General features: G+C 63.4%; 17 protein-coding genes, 1 pseudogene and 1 riboswitch. Of the genes and pseudogenes, 5 read left to right on the plus strand and 13 right to left on the minus strand.

What is annotated here, in order from left to right; all coding sequences use genetic code 11:
- The 10 genes and pseudogenes from VFW93_RS14790 to VFW93_RS14835 all read right to left on the minus strand — a co-directional run.
- Window positions 1-449: pseudogene (locus VFW93_RS14790) on the minus strand (acetyl-CoA C-acetyltransferase); the annotation flags it as partial.
- 40 nt (window positions 450-489) lie between these two features.
- On the minus strand, window positions 490-2,301 hold the full coding sequence (gene aceK / locus VFW93_RS14795) for a bifunctional isocitrate dehydrogenase kinase/phosphatase (RefSeq protein WP_329694733.1): 1,812 nt from the start codon (window positions 2,299-2,301) through the stop codon (window positions 490-492).
- 14 nt (window positions 2,302-2,315) lie between these two features.
- Entirely contained in the window at window positions 2,316-2,975 is a 660-nt protein-coding gene (can, locus tag VFW93_RS14800) for a carbonate dehydratase (protein ID WP_329694734.1), read from the minus strand.
- 110 nt (window positions 2,976-3,085) lie between these two features.
- Complete coding sequence (locus VFW93_RS14805) at window positions 3,086-4,264, minus strand: isovaleryl-CoA dehydrogenase (protein WP_329694735.1); 1,179 nt, start codon at window positions 4,262-4,264, stop codon at window positions 3,086-3,088.
- A 30-nt stretch (window positions 4,265-4,294) separates the two neighbouring features.
- Entirely contained in the window at window positions 4,295-5,218 is a 924-nt protein-coding gene (locus VFW93_RS14810) for a hydroxymethylglutaryl-CoA lyase (RefSeq protein ID WP_329694787.1), read from the minus strand.
- Window positions 5,219-5,236: 18 nt separating this feature from the next.
- Window positions 5,237-7,225, minus strand: coding sequence for an acetyl/propionyl/methylcrotonyl-CoA carboxylase subunit alpha (locus VFW93_RS14815; protein ID WP_329694736.1), 1,989 nt, complete (start codon window positions 7,223-7,225; stop codon window positions 5,237-5,239).
- Window positions 7,226-7,241: 16 nt separating this feature from the next.
- Window positions 7,242-8,078, minus strand: a complete 837-nt coding sequence (locus tag VFW93_RS14820; RefSeq protein WP_329694737.1) for an enoyl-CoA hydratase/isomerase family protein — start codon at window positions 8,076-8,078, stop codon at window positions 7,242-7,244.
- An 11-nt stretch (window positions 8,079-8,089) separates the two neighbouring features.
- Window positions 8,090-9,712 carry a carboxyl transferase domain-containing protein gene (locus VFW93_RS14825; protein WP_329694738.1) on the minus strand — a complete coding sequence of 541 codons (1,623 nt, stop codon included), beginning with the start codon at window positions 9,710-9,712 and terminating at the stop codon, window positions 8,090-8,092.
- A 14-nt stretch (window positions 9,713-9,726) separates the two neighbouring features.
- Complete coding sequence (locus VFW93_RS14830) at window positions 9,727-10,422, minus strand: TetR/AcrR family transcriptional regulator (protein ID WP_329694739.1); 696 nt, start codon at window positions 10,420-10,422, stop codon at window positions 9,727-9,729.
- A 133-nt stretch (window positions 10,423-10,555) separates the two neighbouring features.
- Window positions 10,556-11,344, minus strand: a complete 789-nt coding sequence (locus VFW93_RS14835; protein WP_329694740.1) for an SDR family NAD(P)-dependent oxidoreductase — start codon at window positions 11,342-11,344, stop codon at window positions 10,556-10,558.
- A gap of 59 nt (window positions 11,345-11,403) precedes the next feature.
- Here VFW93_RS14835 and VFW93_RS14840 point away from each other — a divergent pair, with 59 nt between their 5' ends.
- The 4 genes from VFW93_RS14840 to VFW93_RS14855 all read left to right on the plus strand — a co-directional run bounded on the left by VFW93_RS14840 (window position 11,404) and on the right by VFW93_RS14855 (window position 17,074).
- Complete coding sequence (locus VFW93_RS14840; RefSeq protein WP_329694741.1) at window positions 11,404-11,886, plus strand: acyl-CoA thioesterase; 483 nt, start codon at window positions 11,404-11,406, stop codon at window positions 11,884-11,886.
- 182 nt (window positions 11,887-12,068) lie between these two features.
- On the plus strand, window positions 12,069-13,637 hold the full coding sequence (locus VFW93_RS14845) for a methyl-accepting chemotaxis protein (protein WP_329694742.1): 1,569 nt from the start codon (window positions 12,069-12,071) through the stop codon (window positions 13,635-13,637).
- Between the two features lie 140 nt (window positions 13,638-13,777).
- On the plus strand, window positions 13,778-15,658 hold the full coding sequence (gene recQ, locus VFW93_RS14850) for a DNA helicase RecQ (RefSeq protein ID WP_414639685.1): 1,881 nt from the start codon (window positions 13,778-13,780) through the stop codon (window positions 15,656-15,658).
- Between the two features lie 345 nt (window positions 15,659-16,003).
- Window positions 16,004-17,074: a porin gene (locus tag VFW93_RS14855; RefSeq protein WP_329694743.1), complete on the plus strand. Its 1,071-nt coding sequence runs from the start codon at window positions 16,004-16,006 to the stop codon at window positions 17,072-17,074.
- Between the two features lie 124 nt (window positions 17,075-17,198).
- Here the strand turns inward: VFW93_RS14855 and metW are convergent, their stop codons facing one another.
- Both metW and metX read right to left on the minus strand, forming a co-directional pair.
- Window positions 17,199-17,789 carry a methionine biosynthesis protein MetW gene (gene metW, locus VFW93_RS14860; protein ID WP_329694744.1) on the minus strand — a complete coding sequence of 197 codons (591 nt, stop codon included), beginning with the start codon at window positions 17,787-17,789 and terminating at the stop codon, window positions 17,199-17,201.
- 11 nt (window positions 17,790-17,800) lie between these two features.
- Window positions 17,801-19,012, minus strand: a complete 1,212-nt coding sequence (metX, locus tag VFW93_RS14865; RefSeq protein WP_329694745.1) for a homoserine O-succinyltransferase MetX — start codon at window positions 19,010-19,012, stop codon at window positions 17,801-17,803.
- A 52-nt stretch (window positions 19,013-19,064) separates the two neighbouring features.
- A riboswitch (SAM riboswitch) is annotated at window positions 19,065-19,139 on the minus strand.
- A gap of 152 nt (window positions 19,140-19,291) precedes the next feature.
- Between metX and VFW93_RS14870 the strand changes: the two genes are divergently transcribed.
- Complete coding sequence (locus VFW93_RS14870) at window positions 19,292-20,956, plus strand: FMN-binding glutamate synthase family protein (protein WP_329694746.1); 1,665 nt, start codon at window positions 19,292-19,294, stop codon at window positions 20,954-20,956.
- 13 nt (window positions 20,957-20,969) lie between these two features.
- Here the strand turns inward: VFW93_RS14870 and VFW93_RS14875 are convergent, their stop codons facing one another.
- Window positions 20,970-21,590, minus strand: coding sequence for a glutathione S-transferase (locus VFW93_RS14875; RefSeq protein ID WP_329694747.1), 621 nt, complete (start codon window positions 21,588-21,590; stop codon window positions 20,970-20,972).
- Between the last annotated feature and the right edge of the window lie 123 nt (window positions 21,591-21,713).

The following is a 21,713-nucleotide window of genomic DNA, read 5'->3' on the forward strand; positions in this document are numbered from 1 at the left end:
CCGTCGAGCATCATGTGGTCGAAGATGCGGTCGTGGCCCATGCGGTAGCCGCCGCGGCCCTTGAGCATGAGGTAAGGCGCGTTGGTCATGCTCTCCATGCCGCCAGCCACCATCACGGTGGCGCTGCCGGCCAGCAACATGTCGTGCGCCAACATGGTGGCCTTCATGCCCGAGCCACACATTTTGGACAGGGTAACGGCGCCAGCCGACAGCGGCAGGCCGCCCTTGAGCAGCGCCTGGCGCGCGGGCGCCTGGCCCTGGCCGGCCATCAGGCAGTTGCCAAACAGCACCTCGTCCACCAAGGCCTTGTCCACGCCGGATCGCTCCACGGCGGCACGGATGGCGACACCCCCGAGGTCGTGGGCGGCCAGCGAGGCGAAGTCGCTCTGAAAAGCACCCATGGGGGTACGGGCGGCGCCAACGATGACGATGGGATCGGTTGTGGACATGGCAAAACTCCTGTGAAAAGTGCAAACAAAAAAGGAAGGGTCAAACCGTTTCAGCGGGCACCGGCGCCTGGAAGCGCCGGGCCTGCTCGTAAGGGAACACGTCGTGCACGTGGCCGGCGAGGACGCGGTCTTTGTGCGCCTGCCAGAAGGCCACGTCCAGCAACTCGGCGTGGTGCTGCATGAACACCTCGCGCACCGCCGGGTGGCCCAACAAAAAGGGGGCAAAGGTTTCGGGGAACACGTCGTTCTTCGCCACCGCGTACCAGACCTCGCCCGACAGCTCGTCTTCCTCGTTGCGCGGCGGAGGCACGCGGCGGAAGTTGCAGTCCGTCAGGTACTCGATCTCGTCGTAGTCGTAAAACACCACCTTGCCCTGGCGGGTGATGCCGAAGTTCTTCCACAGCATGTCGCCCGGGAAGATGTTGGCGGCCACCAGGTCGCGGATGGCATTGCCGTATTCGATGACCGCGTGCTCCAACTGGGCATGTGCACGAGCGTCGTTCAGTCCGGCGTCGAAGGCCTCTTGCAGGTAGAGGTTGAGCGGGATCATCCGCCGCTCGATGTAGCAGTGCTTGAGGATGACCTCCAGCTGGCCATCACCGTCGCGGTCGGAAATTTCGAGCTGGCTGGGTGCGAACTTCTGCAGCTCTTCGATCAACTCATCCTCGAAGCGATCACGCGGAAACGCCACCAGCGAGAACTCCAGCGTGTCGGCCATGCGGCCCACACGGTCGTGCTGTTTGACGAGCTGGTACTTGGCACGCACCTGCTCGCGGGTGGTGTCCTTCTGGTGCGGAAAGTGGTCTTTGATGACCTTGAACACAAACGGAAAGCTGGGCAGATCGAACACCAGCATCACCATGCCCTTGATGCCAGGCGCGATGCGCAGGCGGTCGGAGCTGTGGCGCATGTGGTGCAGGAAGTCGCGGTAGAACAGCGTCTTGCCCTGCTTGGCCAGGCCGAGTGCGTTGTAAAACTCGGCGCGTGGTTTGCGTGGCATGAGGCTGCGCAGGAATTGCACATAGGCGCTTGGCACGGCCATGTCCACCATGAAGTAGGCGCGCGCGAAGCTGAACAGGAGTTGCAGGTCGTCCTCGCCGAACAAGGCGGCGTCGATGACCAGCTGGGCGCGGCGCTGGTGCACGATGGGCAAGGCGAACGGCACTTCCTGGAAGCCGTTGATGACCTTGCCGACCACGTAGGCGCCCTTGTTGCGAAAGAACAAGCTGGACAACACCTGCAGCTGGAAGTTGGAGCGCAGCTTGCCGTGGTCGAAGTGGCGCAGCATGGCCTGGTGGACGCGCTCGATGTCGCGCTCCAGGTCCACAAAGGGCACGTGCAGGTCGAAGTCGGTCACCATGCGCCGCAACTCGTCCGCCAAGGTGTCGCGCCGGGGGTAGTAGCTGCGGTAGGTCGGTCGCGTGCCGACGGCCTCGTCTTCGATGTATTCGGTGCTGACCGCGGGCCGAACGAAGATGAAATCGTTCTGAAAGTAGGTGCGGTGCAAAATCTTGGTGGTAACCGAATTGAAGAAGGTTTCGGCCAGCTCGGGCTGCAGGTGGTTGACCAGCAGGCCGATGTAATGCAGCTTGACCTGCTGCCACACGTCCATGGGCTGCTGGCTGGCCTGGAACTCCTTCTCCAGCCGCATCACACATTCCTTCACGCGCAGGTCGTAGAACTCGATGCGCTCCCGCTGGCCGCGTTGCTGGGCGTGCCAGTCGGCGGTTTCGAAGCGGTGTTTGGCACGCGCGGATTCGGCGCGGAACAGGCGGTAATGGCGGTTGAACCCGTCCATCATGGCCCGGGCGATGCCATAGGCGACGGTGGAGTCCAGCCGCTGAGGGAACATCGCCGGGATCGCCCTCAGGCGTCTTGCCTGGGGTAGCGTTTGAGTGCGTTGCGGAAGGTGGTCATGACCTCATCGGGACGGCTCATGCTCACGCCCAGGTCTTTCACCAGGCCGTCCTTCAGGCCGTAGCACCAGCCGTGCACGGTGACGTTTTGGCCGCGAGCCCAGGCGTCCTGCAACACGTTGGTCCAGGCGACGTTGCCGACCTGCTCGATGACGTTCATCTCGCACAACACGTCTTCCTGCACCGCCTCGGGCAGGTGATCCAAGCGCTTGCGGTGGCGCATTTTCACGTCGTACACATGGCGCAGCCAGTTGTCGGCCAGGCCCACGCGCATGCCGCGCAGCGTGGCCAGCACGCCGCCACAGCCGTAGTGGCCCACCACGAGGATGTGCTCGACCTTGAGATATTCCACCGCGAACTGGATGACCGACAGCGCGTTGAGGTCGGAGTGCACCACCACGTTGGCCACGTTGCGGTGCACGAACACCTCGCCTGGCTCCAGACCAGTGATCTGGTTGGCCGGCACGCGGCTGTCGGAGCAACCGATCCACAAGTACTTGGGGTTCTGCTGCTGCGCGAGCTGGCTGAAGTAGCCCGGCCGGTCGCGCTCGGTTTCAGCGGCCCAGCGGCGGTTGTTTTCGATCAGGGTCTGGATGGAGGTGGTGCTCATGTGCCGATGTTACCGAGGCGCGTTCCGCTGCCGGGCCGTCCCAAGGCGGGACAGCCCCCTTGGTGGGGCAGCGACCCGCGCAGCGGTGGAGCGTGGGGGTTTCGAAGACATCACATCGTTTCGGCAAACAACTCGCGACCGATCAGCATGCGGCGGATTTCGCTCGTTCCCGCACCGATCTCGTACAGCTTGGCATCGCGCCACAGGCGACCCAGCGGGTATTCGTTGATGTAGCCGTTGCCGCCAAACAGCTGGATGCCGTTGCCCGCCATCTTGGTGGCCTCTTCGGCGCACCACAGGATGACCGAGGCGCAGTCCTTGCGCACCTGGCGCACGTGTTCGGCGCCCAGGCTGTCCAGGTTCTTGCCGATCTGGTAGCAGAAGGCGCGACCGGCCTGCAGCACGGTGTACATGTCGGCGACCTTGCCTTGCACCAACTGGAATTCGCCAATGCTCTGGCCGAACTGCTTGCGGTCGTGAATGTAGGGCACCACGTTGTCCATGACGGCCTGCATGATGCCGATGGGACCGGCGGCCAGCACGGCGCGTTCGTAGTCCAGGCCGCTCATCAGCACCTTGGCGCCATTGCCTTCGCCACCCAGCACGTTCTCGGCAGGCACTTCGCAGTCTTCGAAGAACAACGGGTAGGTGTTGGAGCCACGCATGCCCAGCTTGTCGAGCTTGGTGCCCTTGCCGAAGCCCTTGAAGCCTTTTTCGATGATGAAGGCGGTCATGCCCTTGGCGCCGGCCTCTGGCTCGGTCTTGGCATACACGACCAGGGTGTCAGCGTCCCCGCCATTGGTGATCCACATCTTGCTGCCGTTGAGCACATAGCGGTCGCCACGCTTGTCGGCGCGCAGCTTCATGCTGACCACGTCAGAGCCGGCGTTGGGTTCGCTCATGGCCAGGGCGCCGACGTGATCACCACTGATCAGCTTGGGCAGGTACTTCTGGCGCTGGGCCTCGCTGCCGTTGCGATAGATCTGGTTGACGCACAGGTTGGAGTGCGCGCCATAGCTCAGCGCCACGGCGGAGCTGCCGCGGCTGATTTCTTCCATGGCCACCATGTGAGCCAGGTAGCCCATGTTGGTGCCGCCATATTCTTCGGGCACCGTCAGGCCATGCACGCCCAGGTCGCCCAGCTTCTTCCACATCTGCGCGGGGAAGTTGTTCTCGCGTTCCACGTCGGCGGCGATGGGCGCCAGCTCCTTGGCGACGAAGTGCTGGACGGTGTCGCGCAGGGCGTCGATGTCTTCACCGAGCTGGTGGTTCAGGCCTGGCAGGTTCATGGTCTTGTCTCCTCGGGTATATGGGTTGAATCAGGTGGTGGGGTGCGCGCGTTTGGCCAGCAAGGCATTGCTGACGCGCGAAACGGGCTTGCGGCCCAACACACCGGAGATGAAATCCGCCGCGTCCACCAGCTTGCCCAGGTCGATGCCGGTCTGAATGCCCAGGCCGTGCAGCAGGTAGACCACGTCTTCGGTGGCCACGTTGCCGGTCGCACCCTTGGCATACGGGCAACCGCCCAGCCCGGCCACGCTGGCATCGAAGGTGTGGATGCCCAGTTCCAGGCAGCCGTAGATGTTGGTCAGGGCCTGGCCATAGGTGTCGTGGAAGTGGCCGCTGAGCTCGGCGATGGGCACGTGCTTGAGGGCGCGCTCCATCACCTGCTTGACGCGGCCGGCGGTACCCACACCGATGGTGTCGGCAATGCCGATGTGGTCGCTACCGATGTCGAGCAGGCGCTTGACCACGTCTTCCACCGCATCGATGGACACCTCGCCTTGATAAGGGCAGCCCAGGGCGCATGAGACGGCGGCCCGCACACGCATGCCGGTGGCACGCGCCGCATCGGCCACGGCACGGAAGCGCTCGATGGATTCGGCGATCGAGCAGTTGATGTTGCGCTGGCTGAAAGCCTCGCTGGCCGCGGCAAAGATGACGACCTCGTCTGCGCCGGCAGCCAGGGCGCCTTCAAAGCCCTTCATATTGGGCGTGAGCACGGAGTAGCGCACCGTGTCCTGTCGCTGGATGCCAGCCATGACCTCCGCGTTGTCGGCCATTTGCGGCACCCACTTGGGGCTCACGAAGCTGGTGACTTCGATCTGCTTGAGGCCGGCCTGCTGCAAGCGGTGCACCAGCTCGATCTTGTCGGTCGCATCGACGGGGCGGGCCTCATTCTGCAGGCCGTCACGCGGGCCCACATCAACCAGTGAGACCTGTCTGGGGAAGTGAGAAGGCATCATGATGAAGACCTCTGGTTAGTCGATGCGCAGCAGTTCGACACCTTCTGCCACCTGGTCACCCACGGCGCACAGGATGGCGGCCACGGTGCCGTCTTGCGGCGCGGTGAGCGTGTGCTCCATTTTCATGGCCTCGGTCACGGCCAGGGGCTCGCCCTGTTTGACCTGCTGACCTTCTTTCACCAGCAAGGCCACGACCTTGCCGGGCATCAGCGCGGTCAGTCGGCCTGTGCCCTGGTGGCTGTGGTCGACCAGGGTCAAGGGGTTCACGCGTTGCAGATGTACAGCGCCTTCTGATGTGAAGACATGGATGTCGTCTTCATGGCGGTAGGTGTTGATGCGCAGTCGCTGGCCATTGAGGCTGATGTCTTGCTGATCGCCTTGTGCGCTCAGCAGGCTCAGTTTGCCGAGTTGATCGCCGACCTGCAGCTCATAGTCTCGCGGCCCCACGCGGGTGGTGGTCACGGTGAGGGGCTGGCCCTCATGCAGCAGCACCTCTCGATGGCGCGGCTGGCCCGACAGGCGCCAGCCGTCTTGCACGGACCAGGGGTCTCGCGCCTTGCTGCCATGGGCGGCCTTGGCCGGACGCAAGAGGCTGGCCATGGCGGCACCTATGGCCACCTCGGCGGGCACGCCAGGTGCCTGGAACAACGCCGCATGCTCGCGCTCGATCAAGGCGGTGTCCAGGTGGGCCTTCGAGAAGGAGGCGGTGTGGATCACCCTGCGCACAAAGGCCACATTGGTGTGCAGGCCGGTGATGTGCAGGTCACGCAGGGCGGCATCCAGCCGGCTCAGTGCGGCATCGCGGTCTTCGCCCCACACGATGAGCTTGGCGATCATCGAGTCGTAATAAGGCGAGATCACGTCGCCTTCGCGCACGCCGCTGTCTACGCGCACGGGGGCCACTTCAAATGAAGACGAGGCGGGTGTGCGCAGGATCTGCAAGGTGCCGGTGGCGGGCAGGAACTGCTGTGCGGGGTTCTCGGCGCAGATCCGGGCTTCAATGGCATGGCCCTTGAGTTGCAGCTGATCCTGCCTCAGGGGCAGCGGCTCGCCTGCGGCCACGCGCAGTTGCCACTCGACCAGATCCAGGCCGGTGATGGCCTCGGTGACGGGGTGCTCCACCTGCAGGCGGGTGTTCATCTCCATGAAATAGAAGCGGCCATCTTGCTCGCAGATGAACTCGACGGTGCCCGCGCCCACATAGCCCACGCTGCGCGCCGCGGCGATGGCGGCTTCGCCCATCTGCTGGCGGCGCTCGGCTGTCATGCCGGGGGCAGGGGCTTCTTCCAGCACTTTCTGGTGGCGGCGCTGCACCGAACAGTCACGCTCGAAGAGGTAGACGTAGTTGCCCTGCTGGTCACCAAAGAGCTGGATCTCGATGTGGCGTGGCTGGGTGACGTAGCGCTCGACCAGCACATGCGCGCTGCCAAAGCTGGCTTGCGCTTCGCGCTGGCAGGATGCGAGTGCGGCTTCAAAGTCGGCAGAAGCCTGCACGGCGCGCATGCCTTTGCCACCACCGCCTGCGCTGGCCTTGATCAGCACGGGGTAGCCCATGGCATCGGCCTGGGCCTTGAGGAAGGCGGCATCCTGCTTGTCGCCGTGGTAGCCAGGCACCAGCGGCACGCCGGCCTTTTCCATCAGCGCCTTGGCGGCGGACTTGCTGCCCATGGCCGCAATGGCGGAGGCGGGCGGACCGATGAAGGCGATGCCAGCCTCTTCGCAAGCTTGTGCGAAGTCTTCGTTTTCGCTCAGGAAGCCGTAGCCCGGGTGCACGGCCTGGGCGCCGGTGGCCTTGGCGGCCTCCAGGATGCGGTCGGCGCGCAGATAGCTTTCACGCGGGCTGGCCGGGCCGATGTGCACGGCTTCGTCACAAGCTTTGACGTGCTGGGCGTTGGCATCTGCGTCCGAGTAGACGGCCACGGTGCGGATGCCCATGCGGCGCGCGGTCGCCGCCACGCGGCAGGCGATTTCGCCTCGGTTGGCAATGAGAATTTTTTGAAACATCACGGCTCCGGGCGCTTCAGTCGTTGGGTTCGGCGAGATCACGCACGCCTGGTTTGATTGGTGCAGGCCGGGCATCGGCCAGCCAGGCAGGCGTGCGCTTTTGCAGGAAGGCCTGCAGGCCTTCGCGGCCTTCGTCGCTGGCGCGGATGTCGGCGATGCGGCGCGCGGTCATGTCGCGCAAGGTCTCGTTCAGCGGCTGGCCCGCCACGTCCTGGACGAGTTGCTTGCAGGCCCGCACGGCCGCCGGGCCGTTGTGGGTGATGCTGTGCACCACCTGCTGCGTGGCTTCGTGCAGGTCATCGGCTGCGCACACTTCGTGCACCAGGCCCAATGCCTGCGCACGTGCAGCGGTGAAGCGCTCGGCTGTCACGAAGTAGCGCTTGGCAGCGCGCTCGCCCAGTGCCTTGATCACATACGGGCTGATGGTGGCGGGGCTCAGGCCCAGTTTCGCTTCCGACAGGCAGAACCCAACCTGCTCGGCGGCCACCACCACGTCGCAACAAGCCACCAGGCCCACGCCACCGCCATAACAGTCGCCTTGCACCTTGGCAATCACGGGCACCGGGCTGCTGGCAATCGTCCACAACATCTGCGCCAGACGCCCGCCATCGGCGTGGTTCTCGGCCCAGGTGTAGTCGGCCATGGCGCGCATCCAGTTCAGATCGGCGCCGGCGCAGAAGGCCTTGCCATGCGCGCCAAGCACGATGGCACGCAAGGCCTTGTCGGTGGCCAAGTCGCTGAACGCGTGGGTCAGCTCGGCAATGGTCTCGGCATCAAACGCGTTGCGCAGTTCAGGCCGGTTCAGGTACACGTGGCAGACGTGCCCTTCATGCTGGATATCCAATCGGGACATGCGCGCGCTCCTTACATGCGGAACACGCCATAACGCGTGTCGCCAATCGGTGCGTTGAGGCTGGCACTCAAGGCCAGGGCCAGCACGCGGCGTGTGTCGGTGGGACGGATCACGCCGTCGTCCCACAGGCGGGCCGAGGCGTAATACGGGTGGCCCTGCGCCTCGTACTGTTCGCGGATCGGTGCCTTGAAGGCTTCTTCTGCATCGGCGCTCCAGGCTTCTTCGCCCTTCAAGCCGGTTTTGGCCTCGATGCCATCGCGCTTGACCGTGGCCAGCACGCTGGCGGCCTGTTCACCACCCATCACGCTGATGCGTGCGTTGGGCCACATCCACAGGAAGCGCGGGTTGTAGGCCCGCCCGCACATGCCGTAATTGCCGGCGCCAAACGAGCCACCGATGATCACCGTGAACTTGGGCACCTGGGCGCACGACACGGCCGTCACCATCTTGGCGCCTGCGCGCGCAATGCCTTCGTTCTCGTACTTGCGGCCCACCATGAAGCCCGTGATGTTCTGCAGGAAGACCAGCGGGATCTTGCGCTGGCAGCACAGCTCGATGAAGTGGGCGCCCTTGTTGGCGCTCTCCGAAAACAGGATGCCGTTGTTGGCGACGATGCCCACGGGCATGCCTTCGATGTGCGCAAAGCCGGTGACCAGCGTGCTGCCATAGCGGGGCTTGAACTCGTCGAACTCGGAGTTGTCCACGATGCGGGCGATCACCTCGCGCACGTCAAAAGGCTTGCGCGTATCGGTGGGGATGATGCCGTTGAGTTCGGCCTCGTCAAACCGGGGTGCGCGGGGCTCCTGCAGCGCGATATCGGGTGTCTTGCGCCAGTTCAGGCGCGCCACGCATTGGCGTGCCAGGGCCAGCGCGTGGGCGTCGTCGCGGGCCAGGTGATCGGCCACACCCGACAGGCGCGTGTGCACGTCGCCGCCGCCCAGGTCTTCCACGCTCACCACTTCACCCGTGGCGGCCTTCACCAGCGGCGGACCGCCCAGGAAGATGGTGCCCTGGTTCTGCACGATGATGGTTTCGTCGCTCATGGCAGGCACATAGGCGCCACCGGCCGTGCACGAACCCATCACCACGGCGATCTGCGGGATGCCGACCGCGCTCATGTTCGCCTGGTTGTAGAAGATGCGGCCGAAGTGGTCGCGGTCGGGGAAGACTTCGTCCTGATTGGGCAGGTTGGCACCGCCCGAATCCACCAGATAGATGCAGGGCAGGTGGTTCTGCGCGGCGATCTCCTGCGCACGCAGGTGCTTCTTGACCGACAGCGGGTAGTAGGTGCCACCTTTGACCGTGGCGTCGTTGCACACGATCATGCATTCCACGCCGGACACGCGTCCGATGCCGGCGATCACGCCAGCCGAAGGTGCGGCGTTGTCATACACATTGAGCGCGGCGAGTGGTGCCACTTCCAGGAAGGGCGAGCCGGCATCCAGCAGTTGCTCTACGCGGTCTCGTGGCAGCAGTTTGCCGCGGGCCAGGTGCTTGGCACGAGGGGCTTCGCCGCCGCCCAGCGCGATGCGGGCGAGCTGTTGTTCCAGGTCATCCACCAGGGCTTGCATGGCCTGGGCGCTGGCCTTGAAGGCTTCGGAGCGCGGATTGAGTTGGGTCTCGATGACGGGCATGGTCGGTGTGGGCCTCAGGGTTGGGGCTGGATGTGGCGCAGCGCTTCGCTCACCTCATCCTTGAAGCGGCTCAGGGCCGCCAGGGAGGCGTCTTTGGGCATCAGTGCGCTCCAGATCAGTTCGGTCAGTTGTTCTGCCGTGGTGTCGATGCGGGGGCGCTTCATCGTGGTGATGGCATCCCACAGCACGTGCTCCATCGAGCCGTAAACCAGATCGCGCAGCAGGCGCAGTGGCATGTCCTGACGGATCTGGCCTTGCGCCTGGGCTTCGGCCAGGCAGTCCATCAGGGGGGCGGTGTAGCGGCGTTTGCAGTCGGTGATCACCTGGGCCAGTTCCGGCTCGGCGGCGCGGCCTTCGCTGAGCACCAGGGCGCACATGCCCGAACCATCGGCCAGCAGCGTCACCAGGTGGGCGCGCACCACGTGGCTGAGCTTGGCGTGCACGCCGTGCAGGTGCGGCACATCGCGCTCCAGCTCGCTGCTGATTTCGTCATACCAGTCCTTGATGACCTGGATGCACAGTTCCCGCTTGCCAGGGAAGTAGGTGAACACCGTCGCCTCGGAAACCCCCGCTGCTTCGGCGATCTGGGCGGTCGTGGCGCGCTGGTAGCCGTGCTCGGAGAAAACGCGTCGAGCGGCACTCAGCAGCGTCTGGATGCGCTCCTGGGACTTGGCTCGACGAGGCGTGGTGCGTTGCAGGCTGGTGGGCACGATCAAAATTGAGTGTCACTCAAGAATGGCGCGATCATGCCACGGGCCGCTCAGCTTGTGGGGGATGCAAAACCTAGGGTAAACACGTGTTTGTGACGCATTGCGCGCAACGCGTTCACCCTTTGAGTCAGACTCAGCTGGCGGCCAGCCTCAGCCCGCCGTCCAGGCGTATCACCTCGCCATTGAGGTAGTCGTTTTCCACGATATGGCGCACCAGTGCCGCGTATTCCTGCGGCTGCCCCAGGCGGGTCGGGCAGGGCACGCTGGCGGCCAGGGCGGCCTGCCGTTCCGCAGGCAGGCCAGCCACGAGCGGCGTGTTGAAGGCCCCGGGCGCAATCGCCATCACGCGGATGCGGTCGCGCGCCAGATCGCGTGCTGCGGGCAGGGTCATGGCGGCGATGCCACCTTTCGAGGCCGCGTAGGCGACTTGCCCCATCTGACCGTCAAAAGCGGCAATCGAGGCGGTGTTGATGATCGCCCCCCGGCAGGCGTCCATGGCCTCGCCGGGCCGAGGTGGAGAAGCCATCATCACCGACACGGCCAGCCGCATCATGTTGAAGCTCCCCAGGAGATTCACCTGCATGACACGCTGGAAGGTGGACAACTGGTGAGGCCCCTCACGACCGTGCAGGCTTTCCTCGAAAGCAACGCCAGCGGCATTGAGCAGCACGTCCAGCCTGCCGAAACGATCCTGCGCCATGTACACAGCGGCAGACCCTTGCGTGTCATCGCTGACGTCGGTGTCCATCCAGTGCCATCGTTCCTGATGCGCATCCAGTTGCCGCAAAGGGTGATCAGGCGGCGGGGCGCAGCGGTCGGCCAGCAGCACGCGCGCGCCAGCCTCCCAGGCCATCAGACTGGCGGCCGCGCCCAGGCCGGAGCAACCACCTGTGATCAGGAAAACGCAGGGTGCAATCTTCATGGCCGTCCCCTTCGGATGCTGAATGGCATCATGGCGCCAATCCGCATCACACACAAGCCATGACAAGCAACTCTGTGACCGACCTCAAATGGGACCTCCCCAACCCGCATGTGCTCAAGGTATCCGTACAGGATCAGCACATTGACCTCATGCGCCATACGAACAATGTGGTCTATCTCCAGTGGCTGGAGGATGTGGCCTGGGCGCACTCCATCGCGCTGGGGTTGGGGCCTGCAGAGTACGAGGCCCTGGGTCATGGCATGGTGGTGCGCCAGCACGAGCTCAACTACATCCAGGCCACACGCCTGGGGGAGCACTTGGCGCTGGCTACCTGGATCACGCAGGCAGACAAGTTGTCCATGCGGCGCCAATATCAGTTCATCCGGCTGGACGACGGCGCCACGGTTTTCCGCGGGCACTCGCAGTTTGTGTGCGTGGATATTGCGCAAGGCAAGGTGCGCCGCATGCCGCCGGCCTTCCTGGCTGCGTACACCTCCGCCGTTGTGACGTTGCCGAATGGCCTGGCAGATGGCGTCATTTGAGCCTGCATTTCATGCTTATTTAAGCTTTTCAACTCTTCAGGTCGAGGTGTCTTTGCCCGATATCGAGGGAACTTCAGCCGGAGAAGTGTTCATGCTGGGCGTTGCCGTTTGAGCCATGCCGCCAGCCCGGCGATCGCCGGTGGGCTGGCGAGCCAACAGCCCGAAACGACCAGGGAGTCGTGATGAACCTTTCGGACTTGAAGATCGGCGCACGCGTTGCCGTGCTCGGCGGGACCATGAGCCTCGCGTTGCTGGTGGTGGGGGCCACCGGCTGGTGGGGCCTCAAGGCCGATGAGGCGCAATTTGAAGCATGCGCGCACAAGGCTCAGCAATTCGAGCAGGCCATCGACCTGGCGCGGAGCGCGCAGGTGTCGTTCAAGATTCAGATCCAGGAGTGGAAGAACACCTTGCTGCGCGGTGGTGATCAAGCCGCCTTTGAGAAATACAGCACGGCTTTCGCCAAAGAGGGCGAGGTCACGCAAGCCCGGTTGCAGGAGTTGAAGGGCGTGCTGTCCGGCATGAACTTGCCCACGTCGGACATCGATCAGGCCCAGGCCGCGCTGAGTGAGCTCAAATCAAAATACCTGGATGCGCTGACGCACTATGACCGCGCCAATCCCGATCACAGTGCCCATGAGGTAGACAAGCTCGTCAAGGGCATGGACCGACCACCGACCAAGAAGATCGACGAGATCGTGGCCGGGGTCCTGTCGTCTGCCAAGACCATGCAGGCTCGGGCGCTGGACGTGGCCAAGGCCAGGATGCGGGCGGCGATCACGACCATGCTGGGTGTGGTACTGGTGGCGCTTGGCATCGGTGCTTCGGCAGCGTGGCTGATCCTGCGCAGCATCACCGATCCCCTGGCTCAGGCCGTGTCTGCGGCGACCGAAGTGGCCAATGGGAATCTGCGCGTGAACATCCATGCCGATGGGCAGGACGAAGTCAGTCAGTTGCGCGCCGCCATGGGCAAGATGAACGACAGCCTGTTGCGTGTGGTCAGCCAGGTGCGCGAGTCGGCCGACATGGTGTCGCATGCATCGGGGGAGATCGCATCGGGCAATATGGACCTGTCTTCGCGCACGGAAGCGCAAGCGTCCAACCTGCAGCAGACGGTGGCGACCATCAGCCAGTTGTCGACGGGTGTGCAGCACAGTGCAGATCACGCGGCACAGGCCCAGGATCTCGCCAGTCGCGCCAGTGATGTCGCTGAACGCGGTGGCGCCGTGGTGGGGGACGTCGTGCAGACCATGAACGACATCAACACCAGTTCGCGCAAGATCTCGGAAATCATCGGTGTGATCGACGGCATCGCCTTCCAGACGAACATCCTGGCGCTGAACGCGGCGGTCGAGGCTGCACGCGCAGGCGAACAGGGCAGAGGCTTTGCCGTGGTGGCATCTGAAGTGCGCGCCCTGGCGCAGCGCAGTGCCAACGCCGCACGCGAGATCAAGTCCCTGATCAACGCCAGCGTGGAGTGCGTGGATCGCGGCAGCCATCTCGTGGGTGAAGCTGGCTCGACCATCGCCGAGGCTGTTCAGGCGGTCAAGCAGGTACGCGACGTGATCTCCGAGATCTCGGTTGCAGCCAGGGAGCAAGCCGAAGGCATCAGCCAGGTCAGTCATTCCATTGGTGCCATGGACACAACCATGCAACAGAACGCAGCACTGGTTGAGCAGGCCGCGGCTGCAGCGTCATCGCTACAGCAACAGGCGCAAGCCCTGCAGGGATCGGTGAGTTTCTTCCGCGCCTGACTGCACTCAACCCGCCGCATGGGCGCCCTCTGATTGGGGGTCTGCGGCTGAGTCAGCGTTGAACGCCCGGTCAGGGGCGACAATAGCGACTTGGCGCCATCAGGCTGGCGCTTTCACCGGCTGCCCATTTCCACCCCAACGTGTCTGCACTGCCCAGCGCGGCCTCTGACCAGGCTGCATCGTCCACCGAGCCCCTGACCATCCTCCAGGAGGTCTTCGGCTATGCCGCCTTCCGGGGGCAGCAGCAGGCCATTGTCGATCACGTCACCGCTGGCCACGATGCCCTGGTGCTGATGCCGACTGGCGGGGGCAAGAGCCTGTGTTACCAGATCCCGGCCATTGCGCGCCACCGAGCCGGCAAGGGCGTGACCGTGGTGGTGTCACCCTTGATCGCGCTGATGCATGACCAGGTCGGTGCACTGGAGGAAGTCGGCGTGCACGCGGCCTTCCTCAACAGCAGCCTCAGCCAGGAAGATACGCAGCGCATCGAGCGCGAAATGATGTCCGGCCGGCTGGTGCTCTTGTATGCGGCGCCGGAGCGCGTCACCAACCTGCGTTTTCAGGCCCAGCTCGCCAGCCTGCACGAGCGCGGTCTGCTCAGCCTGTTTGCGATTGACGAAGCGCACTGCGTCAGCCAGTGGGGGCACGATTTCCGTGAGGACTACCTGCAGCTGAGCATGCTGCACGAGCGCTTCCCTGACGTGCCTCGCCTGGCCCTGACCGCCACGGCCGACGACCAGACCCGGGCCGACATGATCGAGCGCCTGCAATTGCAGGATGCCCGTGTCTTTATAAGCAGCTTTGACCGTCCCAACATCCGCTACGCGCTGGTGGAGAAAGACAACCCGAGGCAACAGCTGTTGCGCTTCATCCGTGACGAACACGATGGCGAGGCCGGCATTGTTTATTGTCAGAGCCGCAAGAAGGTGGAGGAAACGGCTACCTGGCTCAATGAACAAGGCGTCTCTGCGCTGCCCTATCACGCCGGGCTGGATTCATCCGTTCGCCAGAAGCACCAGGATCGCTTTCTGCGTGAAGATGGCCTGGTCATGGTGGCCACCATTGCCTTCGGCATGGGGATCGACAAGCCCGATGTGCGTTTCGTGGCTCACCTGGACCTGCCCAAGAACATCGAAGCCTATTACCAGGAGACCGGGCGTGCCGGCCGAGATGGTGGCGACGCCGACGCGTGGCTGACCTATGGCCTGGCCGACGTGGTCAACCAGCGCCGCATGATCGATGAAAGCCCTGCGGCCGATGATTTCAAGCGCATCCAGCGCGGCAAGCTCGATGCCTTGCTGGCGCTGGCCGAAGCCCATGACTGCCGTCGCGTGCGCTTGCTGGCGTACTTTGGCGAGGAGAGCAAACCCTGTGGCAATTGCGATAACTGCCTGCATCCCCCAGCCACCTGGGACGGCACCGAGGCGGCACGCAAGATGCTCAGTTGCATTTACCGTTTCTGGCAACACGGCCGCCAGCGTTTCGGGGCTGGCCACCTGATCGACGTGCTGCGCGGCAAGCAGACGGACAAGGTGCAGCAATACGGTCACCAGAGCCTCAGCACTTTCGGCGTGGGGGCTGATCTGTCGGAAAACCAGTGGCGCGCGGTGCTGCGCCAGCTGGTGGCCTTGGGCCATGTGGTGGCGGAAGGGGAGTTCAACACCCTGACCTTGACGGACAGTGCCCGCGCCGTGCTCAAGGGTGAGGTCAATCTCACCTTGCGCGAGGCGGTGGAAGCGCCTCGTCGGGGACGTGCGACCAAATCTGGCGGCAAGGCGGCCTCCGCGCCTGCGGATCTGATCGGTGACGCACTGTCACGCTACAACGATCTCAAGGCCTGGCGCGCTGGTGTGGCACGCGAGCACAACCTGCCGGCCTACGTGGTGTTTCACGATGCGACCCTGGCCGACATGGCCCGGATTGCGCCGCAGACTCTGGGGGAGCTCGGGAGCATCAGCGGCGTAGGCGCCAAGAAGCTGGAAGCTTATGGCGCGCAGATCCTGGCCGTTCTTCAGCCTTGAAGCTCTGAGCATGCTCCATATTGGGGCTTCATTTTCCGGAAATGCAAACGATCGTTTGACAATCCGCACCATTGATGTGCATATGTGGAATTGTTTGCATGGGCAACTAAAAAGCCGGGAAATCCGCGTGATTTGGATGGCAAATGTCCTTAAATCTCATGATTAATGGGTAAAACGTTGCTTGGAGGCAACGAAAAGTGCTGAAAAACGCCTCTACAGGCTGTCACGATTCTTGCTTAAAGACCCTCGGCGGACTTTCCGTCCCACAATGAACTTCGTGGTTGGGGCTGTTTTTGGCACCCTCCCTGTTCAAATTTTTGTTCATCTCATTGCTAGGAGAACTCAATGTTTGCAAAGAAGAACCTGGTGGCTGCTGCTGCCCTGCTGGCTGTCGCTGGCGCTGCCCAAGCCGACGTCAAGCTGTACGGTTACGTTGAAATGGACGTCGGCTCCTACGAGCTGGCTCACACCAAGGGCACCCCTAGCCGCGTGACCAAGGTTCAAAGCGGCGACATGATGACCAGCTTCATCGGTTTCGCTGGTTCGGAAGATCTGGGTGGCGGCCTGAAGGCTGAATTCACGCTCGAATCCTTCCTGGCTGCTGACTCTGGCTCGACCCTGGCCAACAACCACGGTGGTTTCTGGGGCCGCGGTTCGAACGTGGCACTGAGCGGTGGTTTCGGTAAGGTTGCTCTGGGCCAATACGACAACGCGCTGTTCACTTCGGGCTACACCTACAACCCGTTCGGCAGCTCGATGACCTTCTCGCCCACGATGCGTCACCTGGCCTACATCGGTCAGACCCAAGGCGGCGTGAGCTTCGACACCGGCTGGATCAACTCCATCACCTATGAAACGCCAGTGATGGGTGGCTTCCAGGGTATCGCCCAGTACGCGCCCAAGGAAACCACTGTGGCCGGCACCAAGAACAGCTACACCCTGGCTGGTTCGTACAACGCTGGTCCTTTCAGCGCCATGCTGACCTACGTGAACGCCGGCAAGGCACCTTCGACCGCCTGGACGGGTGAAGAGAAGGTCTGGAGCGCTGGCGCCAGCTACGACTTCGGCGTGGTGAAGGCCTTCGCGCAGTACACCGACATCAACGAAAAGGATTCCGTGGCTGTGGTGGTGAGCAACACCGTGACCAACGGTGCTGTTGATGCCAACAAGACCAAGATCTACCAACTGGGCGTGACCGTGCCTGTGACCGACAAGGCCAACATCATGGCTTCGTACGGCGAATCCAAGAACAAGGTCACCTCCACTGGTGACAAGTACAAGGACCGCATCCTGTCGATCGGTTACGACTACGCTCTGTCCAAGCGCACTGGCGTGTTTGGCGCTTTCATGAACAACGATGCCACCGAAAAGGATTCGGGCCAATCGTTCGCCGTGGGCGTGAAGCACAGCTTCTGATCGATTCATTCGAATTGAATCGCGCATGAAAAACGCCCCGCGAGGGGCGTTTTTCTTTTGGCGTTTGCAAAGAGTGGCCGCCAATCGATGGTGCCTGTCTTGCGGATTCAGCGCGATCGGCCCATCAACTGCGTTCGAACTTGAAGACCGCCGTGCTCGACATCAGATTGGGCCAGTTGTGGACCACATCTCCCTGGCTGCTCAGCCCGAACGAGGCCAGGATGCGCAGGCCGTTCTTGCGCGCCAGCACCTCGAAGTCGGCAAAGGTGGCCACTCGGATATTGGGCGTGTCGTACCACTGATAGGGTAGGGCCTTGGTCACCGGCATGCGTCCGCGCAGCACGCTCAGACGGTGTTGCCAGTGGGCAAAGTTGGGAAAGCTCACCAGGCCCAGGCGGCCAATGCGCGCGGTTTCACGCAGCATGGCTTCGGTATTGCGCAAGTGTTGCAGCGTGTCGAGCTGCAGCACCACGTCGAAGCTGTTGTCTTCGAACAGGCTCAAGCCTTCTTCCAGGTTGCGCTGAATCACGTTGACACCGCGGCGCACGCATTCCAGCACCTTGGCATCATCCAGCTCCACGCCATAGCCCGTGCATTGGCGGTGGTCACGCAGATAGGCCAGCAGGGCGCCATCGCCGCAACCCAGGTCCAGCACGCGGGAGCCGGTGGGAATCAGGTCGGCAATGATCTGGTGGATGGCGCGGTCGTTGCTCATCATCGTCTCCATCACACCGCCATGTTCAAGGGCTGACCACTCGAGGTGCTCAGCGCCGCCGATCGCCCGCGCAGCTCCAGTGCGATGCGATCGAAATAGGCGCGGACCACGTCGTGGTAGCGTGGGTCGTCGAGCAGGAAGGCGTCGTGGCCGTGAGGTGCATCGATCTCGGCATAGCTCACGTCATGGCGGTTATCCACCAGGGCCTTGACGATCTCGCGCGAGCGGGCCGGCGAGAAACGCCAGTCCGTCGTGAAGCTGATGACCAGGAACTTCGCCAGCGCCTTGGCCATGGCGGCCGACAGTTTGCCGCCATAGGTGCGTGCAGGGTCGAAGTAGTCCAGTGCCCGCGTGATCAGCAGGTAGGTGTTGGCGTCGAAGTAGTCACTGAACTTGTCGCCCTGGTAACGCAGGTAGCTTTCCACCTGGAACTCAATGTCCTGGGTGCTGTAGGCGGGCTCGTCTCCGATCGCGCGGCCAACCATCTCGCGGCCGAACTTCTCGTCCATCACGTCATCGGACAGGTAGGTGATGTGGCCGATCATGCGGGCCACGCGCAGACCACGGCGCGGCACCACGCCGTGCTCGTAGAAGTGGCCGTTGTGGAAGTCCGGGTCGGTCACGATGGCGCGGCGGGCCACTTCGTTGAAGGCGATGTTCTGGGCTGACAGGTTGGGTGCCGTGGCCACCGCCACGCAATGGCGCACGCGCTCGGGGTATTGCAGCGTCCAGCTCAGGGCCTGCATGCCGCCCAGGCTGCCGCCCAGCACGGCGGCCAACTGGTTGATGCCCAGGCGATCCAGCACGCGGGCCTGCGCGTTGACCCAGTCTTCCACCGTCACGACGGGGAAGTCGGCGCCGTAGAGCTTGCCAGTGGCGGGGTTGGTGTGCATCGGGCCCGTCGAGCCAAAGCACGAACCCGGGTTGTTGATGCCGATGACGAAGAACTTGTCGGTGTCCAGCGGCTTGCCGGGGCCGATCATGTTGTCCCACCAGCCCTGGCTCTTGGGCAGGGGCTGGCCGTTTTCGTCGGCATGCAGTCCGGCCACGTGGTGCGAGGCATTGAGCGCGTGGCAAACCAGCACCGCGTTGCTGCGGTCTTCGTTCAATCGGCCGTAGGTCTCATAGACCAGGGTGTAGTCGCTCAGCACCGCGCCGCTTTGCAGCGACAGGGGGGTGCCGAAGTGCATGGTTGCGGGGGTGACGACCCCAAGATTGGACATGACGCTTGCAGATGGATCAGACAACAAAAAACCGGCCTCGCATGAAAGCAGGGGCCGGTTAGCAGCGCCCTCTTTAGCGGAATTTCTTGAGCGCCCGCAATCCGGACAAATCGGCGCTATAGGCATCAGTGTAGCGCCATTTCAAACCGCGTGGCGCACGGTGATATTTCACAATCTGACGGCGATTTGTCGCGTTGTGCGATGGACCGACCCGTCAAGTGCCACCGTAGCATGGTGCAAGGGCGTCTTTGCATGGCGTCCGTTCCATAAGGAGGCCTCATGCCCAGGTGGTTGATTCGACTCAATGAACACGTGCCCATCCGTTATGGGGCTTGGGTGTTGGTGTTGCTCCTGGCCTTGGCGGGGCTCTGGCTGTGGGGTATGGACCATCACCGATATGGCTTGTGGTTGGCGGTCATTGGCGGCTTTCTGACCTTGCTGGGTATCAAGGACATGCGCCAGACCAGCCGCTCGGTGCTGCGCAACTACCCGGTCATCGGGCACCTGCGCTACCTGCTGGAGTTCATCCGCCCCGAGTTGCGCCAGTACTTCATCGAAAGCGACAACGAGGCGGCCCCTTTTTCGCGTCAGCAACGGTCGCTGGTCTATCAGCGTGCCAAGGGCGAATCCGACAAGCGACCATTCGGCACCCAGCGTGATGTGGGTGCCGTTGGCTATGAATGGATCAGCCACTCCATGGTGCCCACGGAGGTGGCCAGCGAGGATTTCCGCGTGACGATCGGCGCGGGCGGCTCCTCCTGCACGCAGCCCTACAGCGCCAGCGTTTTCAACATCTCGGCCATGAGTTTTGGTGCCTTGAGCGCCAATGCCGTGCTGGCGCTCAACGCCGGGGCGAAGAAGGGGCGCTTTGCGCATGACACGGGCGAAGGCTCGATCAGCCGCTACCACCGGGAGCCCGGTGGGGACCTGATCTGGGAGATCGGATCAGGCTACTTTGGCTGCCGCAATGAAGAAGGCAAGTTCGACGAGGCCAAGTTCGTGGCCAATGCGCGTGAGCCTCAGGTCAAGATGATCGAACTCAAGCTGAGCCAGGGCGCCAAGCCTGGCCACGGTGGCGTGCTGCCCGGGCCCAAGGTGACGCCCGAGATCGCCGAAACCCGAGGTGTGCCTGTGGGCAAGGACTGCGTGTCGCCTGCCAGCCATTCGGCCTTCTCGTCGCCCATCGAGATGATGCGTTTCATCGAGCGCCTGCGGCAACTCTCAGGTGGCAAGCCGGTGGGATTCAAATTCTGCGTGGGCCATGTCTGGGAGTGGTTTGCCATCGCCAAAGCCATGCGCGAAACCGGCATCTGGCCGGACTTCATCGTGGTGGACGGTGCCGAGGGCGGCACGGGCGCTGCCCCGCTGGAGTTCACCGACCACGTCGGGGCGCCGCTGCAGGAAGGGCTTCTGCTGGTGCACAACACGCTGGTGGGCCTGGGTGAGCGTCATCGCGTCAAGATCGGTTGTGCGGGCAAGGTGATCAGCGCGTTCGACATCGCCCGCATGATGGCGCTGGGCGCCGACTGGTGCAATTCGGCGCGGGGCTTCATGTTCGCGCTGGGCTGCATCCAGGCGCAAAGCTGCCACACAGGCGAGTGCCCGACGGGCGTCACTTCCCAGGACCCCATGCGCCAGCGCGCGCTGGTGGTGCCGGACAAGGCCGAGCGTGTCTACCGCTTCCATCACAACACCCTGCATGCCTTGCAGGAACTGGTGCAGGCTGCGGGCCTGCATCACCCCAACGACATCACGGCCGATCACATCTTGCGCCGGGTGTCAGGGTTCGAGGTGGGGCGGCTGTCCAACCTGCTGCCTTACATGAAGCCAGGTGAATTGCTGGCTGCGGAGCGAGGTGATGCGCCCTGGCGCCAGCCCGGCTTCGAACAGTACTGGCAGCGTGCACGCGCCGACTCCTTCGAGCCGGCGGACTGGGTGCACTGAGACCGAGGGCTGATCAGGCCTTCGGGGGCGCGGTGTCGATGAAGCTCTGGCGCTGCATCAGCTTTTCATGCAGCTTGGCCAGATTGGGGTAATCGTCGCGCCAGTCGATCTCCGGGAAACGGAAATCCAGGTAGCCCAGCGCGCAGCCAACGGCGATATCGGCCAGGCTGTGGTGGGTGCCGGTGCACCAGGGGCGGTCGCCCAGGCCCTGACTCATGGCCTTGAGGCTGGCCTTCACCTTGTCGAGCTGGCGGTCGATCCAGGCCTGGCTGCGTTGCGCTTCCGTGCGGCCGGCCCAGGTCTGTTCCATGCGGGCCAGGATGGCCGCATCCAGCAGGCCGTCAGCCAGGGCTTCCCAGGTGCGGACTTCCACACGCTCGCGGCCGCTCAGGGGGATGAGCTTGCCGACAGGTGAGAGCGTGTCTACATATTCCACGATGACGCGCGAGTCAAAAATGGCCTCGCCGCCTTCCATGACCAGGCAAGGCACCTTGCCCAGCGGGTTGGATTCCGTGATCGTCGTGTCAGCCGACCAGACGTCCTCGATATCGAACTTGTAGTCGAGTTTCTTCTCGGCCAGCACGACCCGTACTTTGCGGACAAAGGGGCTGGTCAGGGATCCGATCAGTTTCATTCTGTGTTTGATGTGTGTTTGGGATCATTTTAGCCACCGACTGGGGCTTGACGCACACGTAAGGCTTCTGGGGGAGGTACCCACCCAATCAGGGGGAGCCACGGGTCGGCTGACGGTTCTAAA

Origin of the sequence: Aquabacterium sp., assembly GCF_036279675.1 — a bacterium.
Classification (GTDB): Bacteria; Pseudomonadota; Gammaproteobacteria; order Burkholderiales; family Burkholderiaceae_C; genus Aquabacterium.

Excerpts from the sequence above, each read along its gene's own strand:
- aceK (WP_329694733.1), bottom strand. The coding sequence starts at position 2,301 with ATGTTCCCTCAGCGGCTGGACTCCACCGTCGCCTATGGCATCGCCCGG.
- can (WP_329694734.1), bottom strand. The coding sequence starts at position 2,975 with ATGAGCACCACCTCCATCCAGACCCTGATCGAAAACAACCGCCGCTGG.
- VFW93_RS14805 (WP_329694735.1), bottom strand. The coding sequence starts at position 4,264 with ATGAACCTGCCAGGCCTGAACCACCAGCTCGGTGAAGACATCGACGCC.
- VFW93_RS14810 (WP_329694787.1), bottom strand. The coding sequence starts at position 5,218 with ATGCCTTCTCACTTCCCCAGACAGGTCTCACTGGTTGATGTGGGCCCG.
- VFW93_RS14815 (WP_329694736.1), bottom strand. The coding sequence starts at position 7,225 with ATGTTTCAAAAAATTCTCATTGCCAACCGAGGCGAAATCGCCTGCCGC.
- VFW93_RS14820 (WP_329694737.1), bottom strand. The coding sequence starts at position 8,078 with ATGTCCCGATTGGATATCCAGCATGAAGGGCACGTCTGCCACGTGTAC.
- VFW93_RS14825 (WP_329694738.1), bottom strand. The coding sequence starts at position 9,712 with ATGCCCGTCATCGAGACCCAACTCAATCCGCGCTCCGAAGCCTTCAAG.
- VFW93_RS14835 (WP_329694740.1), bottom strand. The coding sequence starts at position 11,344 with ATGAAGATTGCACCCTGCGTTTTCCTGATCACAGGTGGTTGCTCCGGC.
- VFW93_RS14840 (WP_329694741.1), top strand. The coding sequence starts at position 11,404 with ATGACAAGCAACTCTGTGACCGACCTCAAATGGGACCTCCCCAACCCG.
- VFW93_RS14845 (WP_329694742.1), top strand. The coding sequence starts at position 12,069 with ATGAACCTTTCGGACTTGAAGATCGGCGCACGCGTTGCCGTGCTCGGC.
- VFW93_RS14855 (WP_329694743.1), top strand. The coding sequence starts at position 16,004 with ATGTTTGCAAAGAAGAACCTGGTGGCTGCTGCTGCCCTGCTGGCTGTC.
- metW (WP_329694744.1), bottom strand. The coding sequence starts at position 17,789 with ATGAGCAACGACCGCGCCATCCACCAGATCATTGCCGACCTGATTCCC.
- metX (WP_329694745.1), bottom strand. The coding sequence starts at position 19,012 with ATGTCCAATCTTGGGGTCGTCACCCCCGCAACCATGCACTTCGGCACC.
- VFW93_RS14870 (WP_329694746.1), top strand. The coding sequence starts at position 19,292 with ATGCCCAGGTGGTTGATTCGACTCAATGAACACGTGCCCATCCGTTAT.
- VFW93_RS14875 (WP_329694747.1), bottom strand. The coding sequence starts at position 21,590 with ATGAAACTGATCGGATCCCTGACCAGCCCCTTTGTCCGCAAAGTACGG.